Consider the following 11,313-nt stretch of genomic DNA (forward strand, 5'->3'; position numbering starts at 1 on the left):
CATGTCATAAGAATCCTTATATTCTTTCATCACGGATTTTATTTCATCCAATTCAAGATGATCTGCAATTTTTTTATTTCGTTCAACCATGAATATTATTTTGTCAGTTATATGGTATAAACTTTTCGAGAAAAACTATATTAAACCAGTATTATAGTATGCTATGAATTTATGACAATTATTAAATGATTCAAGTTTTGCAGATGAAATTTCGGTTTTATTTATGATACTTTCTTATAAATTGTATTGATATATTGAATTAAATAACTATATTATCCAGCCATGAAAAATCGTTCATCAATTTAAAATAACTGAACAGACCAAGTTATCATTTCCCAAATCCAACCAGAAAAAAACATTTTGCAATGATTAAAAAGAATTGAACTGGGCTATAATTATTTAAGTCTTAATATCGCAACATTTTATAAAAACAGCATGTATCAAAAAATTATCACCAAAGGTTATAGAAAAAATAGTATCAAAATTAGATTCAAAATTAAAAAAACAAGATAATAAGTTAACTATAGCATCAGCTCCAACAATAGAATTGTCTATGTTATATGCATAATCAGTAGTAATTTTATTTATGCTATGTATTTCCTCTGAATCATCAATTTTGTGATTAGCAAAATACATTAGCATGCCTTGATTTAATAAAAGATTGTCCTTTAATTCTAAAAATTTCATCATAAAACGATTATAATTATTAAATGACATTCCAAAATAGTTTATTCCATTATAAAATAAATCGTCGATTAATTTAAAATCAACTTTTATATTATATTTAGAAATAAATGAATCTTGAACATTGACACTATTTTCATCAAATGTTAATTCATCCTCACTTGTCTCATTAATATCGTCTGTTAAATCATTAATATCTTCAATGACATTACTATAAATAGTTTCTAATTCAATAACATCAATATTATGAGTTACACTAACATCATCTTCATTTAATTCAGGAATTATAACTTGATCATCATCTTCATAAGTGACATGTGAATAAGATTGATAATCTTGATTATAGTCTTTTAAATCCTCATCAACTGTATCTGATGTTTTATAATCCTCTTCTGTTGAAGATTCATAATCTTGAGTATCATCAACTTCATAGTCAACGACCTCATCGACGACTTCTTCACAATCTGAATAATCATACTCTTCATAAAAAGTATCATTAGAATCCATAGCGCTAGCTACAGGGATTAATACTAAAATTAACATGAAAATTATTGATAATTTTAATATATCAGATTTTAAATTCATCATCGACACCTTTCATTTCATTTATTAAATATTCTTATAGAACAATATTTTTCCGTGTTATTTGTAAACAATTTTTAATCAGTTTTATTAAATAACAAATATATTTAGATAAATTCTAATATATATACTTATACAGTTATTGAATAAAATTTTAAATTATTACACAAAGCTAGTATATAATAGATTTTTTTATCATTTTATTCAATTTAAAAAATTGTGGAAAATATGAAAAATAATAGGAGTTAATTGAAAATTATCAAATGTTTAAAAAATATTACATGTAAATACTGAACCATATCCACTACAATAGACAAAAACAATAGTCTATTAAAAAATATATTGTAAATAAAAATTAATAAAGTAGTAACAGAATATAATGATAATATGAGCACACTAGAAAAGATGAAAATCTTAACAGATTCCGCACAGTATGATTTATGCGACTATGTAAATCATAATAAAAGCTCACAAGTTAACTTACCTGGAATCTATGAAGCAATTGGAAGCAATGGTTGTAAAATACCATTATTTAAAACATTACTAACCAATAAATGTAAAAATGATTGCAAGTATTGTATCAACCAATCCAAAAGAAACTTCACAAGATTGGAACTGTCACCAGAAGAATTAGCAAAAGCATTTTTAGGCTATTATAATCGAGGAATGGTAAATGGATTGTTTTTAAGCTCAGGAATATCCGGTGATGTGGACTCCACAATGGAAAAGCAAATCGAAACAGTCAGATTACTCCGGATGAAATACGGTTATGATGACTATATACATCTAAAGATAGTACCTGGAGCAAGCAGAGACTCAATTAAAAGAGCAATGGCATTAGCCAATAGAGTAAGCATCAACATTGAAGCTGCAACACCTTCTGGACTTGCTGAGCTATCATCGACTAAAGATTATAATAAAGATATATTGAAACGTCTATCATGGATTAATAGATATCAACATAAAAGTACAACATATCCAAATTCTACCCATACCACACAATTGATTGTCGGTGCAAATGATGAAAGTGACAAGGAAATACTAAGTAGAATGGAAAAAATATACAAAAATTCAGATTTGAAAAGAACATATTTTTCAGCATTTACACCTATTGAAGAAACTGAATTTTCAAATAAAGATTCATGTTCAACAGACAGAACTTCAAAATTATATAATGCAGATAGTCTACTTAATGATTATCATTACAATGTTAAAGAATTAGTATTTGACAATAATGATAATCTATTATTAACACAAGATCCAAAAATTCTAGCTGCAGAAAATATGGATATATTCCCTGTTGAAATAAATTCAGCACCATTGATAGAATTGATAAGAGTTCCAGGTATTGGTATAAAATCTGCAAAACAAATAATTTCTATTCGAAAAAAAATGCCATTCTCCAATAAAGAACAACTTAGAAGTTTAGGTGTTGTAGTGGATAGAGCTGAACCATATATAAAAATCAGCGGAGAATTTCAAACAACTCTTGATTTTTAGAAGTTACCACCATTTAAATTACAATTAAACAAATCAATTTTTCAAATAATATATTGTAGAATTAAAATAAACAATAGAAAAATTTTAACAATTAATAGATTTTGTAAAAATATACCCAGTATAATTTCAAGTGTAAAATAGAATATAAAATATACATTAACTAAAATAATATAAAAAAAGAAAGATTATAAATCTTCAAATAAAGCCCAAATCTCAGGGTATTTTTTAGCAACAGCTTCTTCAATCAGCACAGAAGCTTCTTTTGAAATACTAAATTCCGGCTCGGTTTTTCTTAAATATCTAAAAACAGCAGATGACCTTGAAGACCAAAGGGTGATTCTAGGATTTTTATTAACAATTTCTCGTACTTCATCTACATGTTCTTCTTTGACTTCGATTTTTTGTGGTGTTTGTACATTCTCTTCGCTACTGCTATCGCCAGATAAGTCTTCGGATGAGCCATTCTCCTCTTGAGTTTCTTCCTTGATTTCTTCATCTGGTTCTTTTTCTTGGATTTTTCTATCTCCATCGGAATTTCCAACATCTTCTTGATCATTTTTTCCATCCTTTAAATCTTGAGAAGTGTCTTTTTCGCTAGAGTCATCTATACTATCTTCTTTAGAAACATCATTTTCATCAGATTTTTCATCTTTTTTTGATTCAATATCTTCAAGGACTTCTTCAACACTTTCCTCTTCTTGCATCATATCCTCAAGAGATTGAGCAGAATTACTGTCAAAGTCCTCATCATATATATTAGGAATCAATGAATCCAAACCTTTTCCAAGACCCTTTCTAGCCATTATTCATCAGCCCCGTCACGTTGAATGATTTCTTTAGCTAGTTTTAAGTAAGCTTTTGTTCCAGTACTATCTGGATCATAAATCAAACATGGTTTTCCAAAACTTGGAGCTTCAGCTAGCCTGATATTTCTTGGTATAATTGTTTTAAATAATAAATTTGATTCGCCAAAATGGTTTTTAAGTTCTTTATGAACATCTTTACTAAGTCTAGTTCTCTTATCAAATAGAGTGAGGAGAATTCCTTTAATTGGAGTGGGACTTCTTAGCCTAGTTTCAACTAATTTTATTGTATTAATTAAATCAGCTACACCTTCAAGCGCATAATACTCAGCTTGGATAGGAATTAAAACACTATCTGAAGCTACTAATGCATTGACTGTTATGACACCTAATGAAGGAGGTAAATCAATGAATATGTAATCAAATAATGGTACAACATCTTTAAGAGTTTCTTTTAGGATAATATGATAATTTTCACGTTTAGAAAGCTCCATTCCAGCACCACTAAGGGATATATTACTTGGGATAATAAACAAATTTTTAATAAACGTAGGAATTGTTGCTTTTTTTACATTTATATCCCCTATGATAGCATCGTATATTGTATTTTCTATTTTAGTTTTATCAATACCAAAGCTTGTAGTAGCATTGGCCTGAGGATCCATATCCACAACTAAAACAGATTTTCCCATTACTGCTAGAGATGTTGCAGTATTTACAACTGTAGTTGTCTTACCACAACCCCCTTTTTGATTCATCACCGCAATTACTTCACTCATTAAAGAATTCTCCTATTTCTGATAAGTTTTAAGTTACCAGTTATGAATTATAACTTAAAATTTCAAAGTTCTAAAGAATAACTTTTAAGTTATCCAGTATAAGTTAAAAGGATTAAGTTATCTCTTTTAAATTAAAACTTAAAGGAAATAAGTTATCAGTTCTAACTTCTAAGGGATAGGAAATAAGTTTTAAGTTAAAACTTCTAAATTATAAAAAATAAGTTTTAAGAAATAACTTATCATAACTAACTTTTAACAAATAAGTTATATTTTATAACTTCTATCTTATAAATTATTCGTTTTCACAAATAAGTTATTAGTTAACACTTGCAAGTTAAATGTAATAAGTTATAACTTATAACTAAAATTATGAAAATAATGTCTAATGAAATTAAAAGTATATCCAATAAATATGAATAAATTAAGTAAAATTGCAATTAAAACCATATTAAAATATAATTAGGAGATAAAAACAAAAAATAGAGAGATATATTTCAAATGTAAATATATAATAATTTTATAGAAAAAATAAAGCAATAAAATAAAAAAGCTTATAAGTTATAACTTATAAGTAAAAAATAATAAACAAAATAAAGAGAAGGATTATTTAGCATTTTGCATAGTTCCTTCAAAATAGCTAGCATATCCTTTTAAATCTAACATTCCATGTCCGGAGAAGTTCATAACAATAGTTTTCTCTTCACCAGTTTCTTTACATTTCAATGCTTCATCAATAGCAACTTTAATAGCATGAGTAGTTTCTGGAGCAGGAACAATACCCTGATTACGTGCAAATGTAATACCTGCACTGAAACAGTCTTTTTGATGAGCAGATCTAGGTTCAATATAACCTTCTTTAGTTAAAAGAGATACAATTGGTGACATACCATGGTATCTTAATCCTCCTGCATGAACGGATGGAGCTACAAAGTCATGGCCTAATGTAAACATTTTAAGCATTGGAGTAAATCCGTTTGAATCACCAAAGTCATAATCATAACTACCTTCAGTTAATGTTGGACAGGCACTAGGTTCAACAGCAATAAATTGAGTATCTGAGTTTCCATCAATTTTATCTTTAATGAATGGGAATAAAGATCCAGCAAGGTTACTTCCTCCACCTGCACAGGCTATCATTACGTCTGGCTCTTCTTCAGCAATTTCCAATTGAGTTTTTAATTCCTGACCTATAACAGTTTGATGCAACATTACATGGTTTAGTACACTACCTAATGAGTATTTAACTTCCTCATTTTCCAATGCTTCTTCCATAGCTTCTGAAATAGCAACTCCTAGTGAACCAGGGTGTTCCGGGTTTTCTGCCAATACCTGACGACCTACTTTAGTATTTTCACTTGGGGAAGCGAAAACATTACTGTCATAAATATTCATGATATTTTTTCTATCTGGTTTTTGATTAAATGATACCTTAACCATATAAACAGTACAATCTATATCTAACAAGTTACAAGCAAGAGATAATGCAGTACCCCACTGACCAGCACCGGTCTCAGTTGTTAATCTTTCTACACCTTCTTTTTTAGCAAAGTAAGCTTGAGGAATAGCGGAATTTAACTTATGTGAACCGGTTGGAGAGGAATCTTCTCTTTTAAAGTAAATTTTAGCTGGAGTATTAAGATATTCTTCCAATTTATTTGCTCTAACTAATGGAGAAGGTCTGCCCATTTCCATATATAATTCTCTAACTTCCTTTGGAATTGAAATATAACGGTCTGTTGCAAATTCCTGTTCCAAACCAGCTTTAGTAAATGCTAATTGTAAAGCTGCGATTTGATCTTTTCCTTCACTATTTTTAGGCATAGGAAGGGGAGTTGGTAAATCTGCAAGCATATTGTACCATTGTTTAGGCACTTCATCTGATGATAATTCTATTTTAAAAGTCATGATAATATATTAATAAAATGTACTATTTAAAGCTTTGTTGTACATAAAAGTACAATTAATATTTTAATATTATAAAAAACAACTTTTAATCATGAGAATTTTAGCAATTGATGTTGGAACAGGAACACAGGACATAATGATTTACGATAGCGAAAAAGAATTAGAAAATGCAATAAAGCTAGTTCTGCCTTCACCTCACTTATATATCTCCCAACAAATAAGACAGACAGAAAATGACCTCTATTTTGATGGAGAGATTATGGGTGGAGGAAAAATAAAAAATACGATTCTGGAACATATGGAAAAAGGATACAAAGTAGTAATGGAACCAACATGCGCTAAAACAATACGTGACAATATAGAACAAGTAAAATCATATGGAATAGAAATAGCAGAAGAAAACAAAGATTATACAAACTACTCAAAAATCACATTGGGAGATATAAATATAACAAAATTATCCTCATTTCTATTGGGATATGATTTGGAATTTGATTTTGACAAAATTGCCATAGCAGTACAGGATCATGGATATAATGAAAATATGGGAGATAGGGATTTCAGATTTGAAAAAATAAGAGAAAAAATAAATGAACCAATATCTCCTCTGAAATTCGGATTTAAAGACGAGTTACCTGATTATTTCACCAGAATGAATGCAGTAAGAAGACAAGTGAAAAATGAAGGAATAGATGAAATTCCACTCGTAATGGATACAAAATTTGCCTCAATAGCAGGAATGTGCTTTGATGAAGTTGCAAAAAAATTAAACAGTTTTATCGTGATTGATATTGGAAACGGACACACAACTGCAGCATCAATTGAAAACAGTAAAATTCAAGGAGTATTTGAACACCACACATCCAGTCTAACTGGTGAATCATTGGAAAGATACATAAAAAGACTTGCATCAGGAGAAATAACCCATGAGGAAGTATACAATGATCATGGTCATGGTGCACATGTTCTAAATCCAATATCTGAAATTGAAAAAGTCATAGTTAGCGGCCCTAAAAGGGAATTAATAGAAAAAACAAACCTTGACTGGCATCATGCAGCTCCAGGAGGAGATGTAATGATGACTGGAACAGTAGGTTTAGTAAAAACAATATTAGGTTAGAAAATGTATAAGATGGACTCGCATATTCACAGTGAATATTCACCGGATTCACTTTCTAAAATAGATGACATACTGAAAGTTGCAAGAAGAGAAAATATTGACATACTTGCAATTAGCGACCACAATACTGTTGATGGAACAAGTGAAATTGTTGCAAAAACGAGAAACACAGATATATTGGCAATACCATCTATTGAAATTTCATCATCACAAGGTCATATCCTTGGTTTTGGATGTGAGGAAAACATACCTCAAGGTCTATCACCTGAAGATACAATTGACAGAATTCATGATTTAGGTGGTCTTGCAATAGTTCCTCATCCTTACTGTTTTTATCGCCATGGACTTTTATGCAAAAGCGACTATAAAGATTTGAAAATTGATGCAATTGAGACAAAAAATGCAAGATTCATTATAGGATACTGTAACAATAAGGCAAAAAATCTGGCAAAACGTGAAAATATTCCAACATTAGGTGCAAGTGATGCCCATTATTGGGAATTTGTAGGAGATTGCTATAGTTTAATAGAATGTGAAAAAGATATAGATGGTGTTTTAAAAGCTATAAAAAAAGGAAAAGTAGAGGCTCATGGAAAAGGCACTTCAAATATATTGCTTTCCAAATATTTAATCGAGAAAAATGTTTTAAAGAAATTTGATTAAAAAGAGATTAATCACTCTTTTCAATTAAAATTTCTATAATTGAAACGTTTGTTTTTTCATTATTGAAATTCTCAATTTCTTCAGTAGAAATTTGAATATCAGTAACATCCGCTTCAGGAACAAATCTGTTTCTTACAATTTCAGCAGCGTCGACAGCACGACTAATAGCTTTTCCTCTAGCTCTTAAAAGAACACTGTCGGAACCTTCATTAAATTGTGTAACAACTGCTAAAACATAATTCATAACAGGTTTGCTACCTACAAAAATTGTATTATTCTCCATATTTATTTCACCATATAACTTTTAGGTTATCAATGTATATAAAATTTTACATAAAATTTATCAAATATATTTAAACAAAGAAATAAAAATATTGAATAAAATACAATAGCATATAAATAAAAAAATAAAAAATTAAACAAAAAAAATAAAATAAAAAAATATATAAAAAAATATAGAAATTATGAAAAAATTTAAAATTAAGCTCTTTTTATTAATAATAATTTATTCATAGAATCTAAAACTGCTAAAATACTGGCCATAACAATATCCTGATTAGTAGACCTACCGGTGGATTTATTACCTTCATCGTCTGAAGTGATAACAAACACTTCTGCCAATGCATCAGTACCTCCAGTAATAGCTTCTAAATTATATTCTTCAAGATCAATGTCAATAGTATCATGAATCAGATCAGAAATTGCATTTAAAGCTGCATCAACAGGTCCTACACCAGTACTTGCAGTTTCTTTTTCGACACCATCAATTTCAAGTTTAACAGTGGCAGTCGGTGAAACATTAGCACCCATTGAAATGCTTAAACCTTTAATAACAATTGGAGTTTCACGAGCTGAAGATATTTCTGTAATAGCTATCGCAATCAAATCATCATCAGTAACACATTTACCACTATCACCTAATGATTTAATTTCAGCAAAAACCTTATCAAATTGTTCAGAATTCAAATCAATATGATATTCTTTTAATTTTGATTTAATAGCATTTGCACCTGTGTGTTTTCCAAGAACAATACGTCTTGAATGACCTACCATTTCAGGAGACATCGGTTCATAAGTAGATGCATTATTCAAAATACCATGAACATGAATACCTGATTCATGAGCAAATGCATTATCTCCGACAATTGGTTTGCTAACAGGCATTTTAACTCCTGTTAAACGACCTACCAAATTAGATAAACTATATAATCTAGTAGTGTCCAGACCTAAATCAACACCGTAAGCGGATTTCAAGCTCATAACCAATTCCTCCAATGAACAGTTACCAGTTCTCTCACCCAGACCGTTAACAGTAACATGAGCCTGATTGGCACCACATTCAATAGCTGTTAAAGTATTGGCAGTAGCAAGTCCAAAGTCATTATGGAAATGAACACTGATTGGAGTTTTAAAATTATCTTTAATATCTGTTATCAACTCATGAGTTAAAATTGGAGTCAATATGCCTACAGTATCCGGAACATCCAACACATCAGCACCGGCACTAACCGCTTGGTTAAATACTTCAAACAAAAAGTCCCTTTCTGTTCTTGTACCATCTTCTGCTGAAAATTCAACTGTAAGACCATGATCTTTAGCATATTCAATTCCACTAACAGCGGTATCAATAATTTCGGTTTTACTCATTTTTAACTTATAATCACGATGCAAAGGTGAAGTTCCAACAAATGTATGAACATATCCCAAATCTGCATCCAAAACAGCATCAATATCACGTTTTAAAGAACGTGCCAAACCAACCAATGTGGAATTTAAATCCAATGCTTTAATTTGTTTTGCAGATTCAATTTCGCCTTGGGATGAAGCCGGAAATCCAACTTCGATTTTATCAACACCTAAATTGTTCAACTTGGTGGCGATTTGAATTTTTTCGTCTACTGTTAGGGCAACACCCGGTGTCTGTTCACCGTCCCTTAATGTTGTGTCAAAAATATAAATCTTATCGGAAAGATTCATATTTTGTTGTTTTAATGTTTCTATATCTTGCATCGTTTCACCAAAAATATATTTGAAAATTAAAATATTTAAAATTTAAAAAAGTAGGAAAATTACTTTTTCCTACCTTTAACTTTACGGACAACCACAATTGCCACTATGATTACAATAATCAATACTGCAATTGAGTAAAACATTTGAGTTGAACCAGGAACTTCATACTTATTAATATTCAAAGAATATACGTTACCGGAATCGTCACCGAAGAATAAACTATTACCGTTTATTACAGGAGATGAAGTAATAGCTGAGTTGAACAATATAGTTCCCGGATTATAAGTGAACTCTTCAGCACCCGTATATTTATTTAGGACATATAAGTAGCCGTTATTTGATCCAAAAGCGATTAAATTATCCTTTAAAGCTGCAGTTGACTGGATCTTGTCTCCAGTTGAATGACTCCATTTGATTGTTCCGTCACGAATGTCAAGGCATGTGAAATTTCCTTCATCTGAACCTATATATACATTGTTGTCATGCTCATCAACAGTCGGGGAGGAAATAACCTTATTTTTTAAGTCTTCCTTCCAAACTACATCCCCATTTGATTTGTTTAAACAGTAAATACTGCCATCACTGGAACCAAATATGATAGTTTTATTTACATATGCTGGAGAAGATAGAATTTCATCACCAACAGTGAATTCCCAGTTTTTGGATTTGTCAGTGCCAATACTGTACATTTTTCCGTCACTAGACCCAATGTAGATTGTATCATCAACTGCAATCGGTGAAGTTTTAAGTTCATCACCTAATTTTTTGTTGAATTTGAGTTTACCGTCATCATTTACACCATATAAATGGCCGTCATCACTTCCGAAATAAATTACATCCTTGTAGTAACATGGAGTTGATTCTACATTGTCACAATCATAATCCCAGATGACTTTGTGGGAATTTATGTTAACTGCCTTAAGACCGTCTTCAGTACCTATATATAATTTGTTTTTATGCACTATAGGTGAAGAGCTTGAAGTTGTTTCCAAATCCAAATCCCATTCTTCTTCACCTGTTTCCATATCAATGGCTTTTAGGATACCATTTTCAGATACTACGAAAAGATAATCCCCATATATTGCAGGAGATGCATGAACAGGAGATTCCATATTAAAAGTCCAAAGATTTGTTACAAAATCTGAACTTTCCTCTCTGTATCCATTATGATCGATTCCACCTGCAAAAGAATTCCAATTTGCTGCAGCAACTGGAGATAAACATAAAAGACCAATGATTAATATAATTAATAGATTTTTATTCATAT

At 30.2% G+C, this 11,313-nt stretch carries 10 protein-coding genes; 3 read left to right on the forward strand and 7 right to left on the reverse strand.

Annotation, left to right across the window (positions count from 1 at the left end):
- Positions 1 to 399 precede the first annotated feature (399 nt).
- Positions 400 to 1,269, reverse strand: a complete 870-nt coding sequence (locus IJ258_RS00075; protein WP_292801381.1) for a hypothetical protein — start codon at positions 1,267 to 1,269, stop codon at positions 400 to 402.
- A gap of 384 nt (positions 1,270 to 1,653) precedes the next feature.
- On the opposite strand from IJ258_RS00075, the gene IJ258_RS00080 reads away from it, so the two are divergent.
- Positions 1,654 to 2,766, forward strand: coding sequence for a radical SAM protein (locus IJ258_RS00080; protein ID WP_292801383.1), 1,113 nt, complete (start codon positions 1,654 to 1,656; stop codon positions 2,764 to 2,766).
- A gap of 185 nt (positions 2,767 to 2,951) precedes the next feature.
- Here IJ258_RS00080 and IJ258_RS00085 read toward each other — a convergent pair whose 3' ends face one another.
- The 3 genes from IJ258_RS00085 to IJ258_RS00095 all read right to left on the reverse strand — a co-directional run bounded on the left by IJ258_RS00085 (position 2,952) and on the right by IJ258_RS00095 (position 6,253).
- Positions 2,952 to 3,569: an AAA family ATPase gene (locus IJ258_RS00085; protein ID WP_292801385.1), complete on the reverse strand. Its 618-nt coding sequence runs from the start codon at positions 3,567 to 3,569 to the stop codon at positions 2,952 to 2,954.
- Complete coding sequence (locus IJ258_RS00090; RefSeq protein WP_292801387.1) at positions 3,569 to 4,348, reverse strand: ParA family protein; 780 nt, start codon at positions 4,346 to 4,348, stop codon at positions 3,569 to 3,571. Before IJ258_RS00090 ends, IJ258_RS00085 begins: the two co-directional genes overlap by 1 nt.
- Before the next feature lie 603 nt (positions 4,349 to 4,951).
- The gene (locus IJ258_RS00095; protein WP_292801389.1) at positions 4,952 to 6,253 is read right to left on the reverse strand and encodes a TrpB-like pyridoxal phosphate-dependent enzyme; all 1,302 of its coding nucleotides are present in this window, start codon (positions 6,251 to 6,253) and stop codon (positions 4,952 to 4,954) included.
- A 91-nt stretch (positions 6,254 to 6,344) separates the two neighbouring features.
- On the opposite strand from IJ258_RS00095, the gene IJ258_RS00100 reads away from it, so the two are divergent.
- Both IJ258_RS00100 and IJ258_RS00105 read left to right on the forward strand, forming a co-directional pair.
- Positions 6,345 to 7,373: a DUF1786 domain-containing protein gene (locus IJ258_RS00100; RefSeq protein WP_292801391.1), complete on the forward strand. Its 1,029-nt coding sequence runs from the start codon at positions 6,345 to 6,347 to the stop codon at positions 7,371 to 7,373.
- Between the two features lie 3 nt (positions 7,374 to 7,376).
- Positions 7,377 to 8,036, forward strand: coding sequence for a PHP domain-containing protein (locus IJ258_RS00105; protein ID WP_292801393.1), 660 nt, complete (start codon positions 7,377 to 7,379; stop codon positions 8,034 to 8,036).
- A 7-nt stretch (positions 8,037 to 8,043) separates the two neighbouring features.
- On the opposite strand, the gene albA is transcribed toward IJ258_RS00105, so the two are convergent.
- The 3 genes from albA to IJ258_RS00120 form a co-directional block, all read right to left on the reverse strand.
- Positions 8,044 to 8,319, reverse strand: coding sequence for a DNA-binding protein Alba (gene albA / locus IJ258_RS00110; RefSeq protein WP_292801395.1), 276 nt, complete (start codon positions 8,317 to 8,319; stop codon positions 8,044 to 8,046).
- A gap of 197 nt (positions 8,320 to 8,516) precedes the next feature.
- Positions 8,517 to 10,046, reverse strand: coding sequence for a 2-isopropylmalate synthase (locus tag IJ258_RS00115; RefSeq protein ID WP_292801397.1), 1,530 nt, complete (start codon positions 10,044 to 10,046; stop codon positions 8,517 to 8,519).
- 59 nt (positions 10,047 to 10,105) lie between these two features.
- Positions 10,106 to 11,311, reverse strand: coding sequence for a PQQ-binding-like beta-propeller repeat protein (locus IJ258_RS00120; RefSeq protein ID WP_292801399.1), 1,206 nt, complete (start codon positions 11,309 to 11,311; stop codon positions 10,106 to 10,108).
- Positions 11,312 to 11,313: the final 2 nt, after the last annotated feature.

The sequence above is a fragment of the Methanobrevibacter sp. genome (genome assembly GCF_017468685.1).
Lineage (GTDB): Archaea > Methanobacteriota > Methanobacteria > Methanobacteriales > Methanobacteriaceae > Methanocatella.

Coding starts and splice junctions, on each gene's coding strand:
- IJ258_RS00075 (WP_292801381.1), bottom strand. CDS start 1,269: ATGAATTTAAAATCTGATATATTAAAATTATCAATAATTTTCATGTTA.
- IJ258_RS00080 (WP_292801383.1), top strand. CDS start 1,654: ATGAGCACACTAGAAAAGATGAAAATCTTAACAGATTCCGCACAGTAT.
- IJ258_RS00085 (WP_292801385.1), bottom strand. CDS start 3,569: ATGGCTAGAAAGGGTCTTGGAAAAGGTTTGGATTCATTGATTCCTAAT.
- IJ258_RS00090 (WP_292801387.1), bottom strand. CDS start 4,348: ATGAGTGAAGTAATTGCGGTGATGAATCAAAAAGGGGGTTGTGGTAAG.
- IJ258_RS00095 (WP_292801389.1), bottom strand. CDS start 6,253: ATGACTTTTAAAATAGAATTATCATCAGATGAAGTGCCTAAACAATGG.
- IJ258_RS00100 (WP_292801391.1), top strand. CDS start 6,345: ATGAGAATTTTAGCAATTGATGTTGGAACAGGAACACAGGACATAATG.
- IJ258_RS00105 (WP_292801393.1), top strand. CDS start 7,377: ATGTATAAGATGGACTCGCATATTCACAGTGAATATTCACCGGATTCA.
- albA (WP_292801395.1), bottom strand. CDS start 8,319: ATGGAGAATAATACAATTTTTGTAGGTAGCAAACCTGTTATGAATTAT.
- IJ258_RS00115 (WP_292801397.1), bottom strand. CDS start 10,046: ATGCAAGATATAGAAACATTAAAACAACAAAATATGAATCTTTCCGAT.
- IJ258_RS00120 (WP_292801399.1), bottom strand. CDS start 11,311: ATGAATAAAAATCTATTAATTATATTAATCATTGGTCTTTTATGTTTA.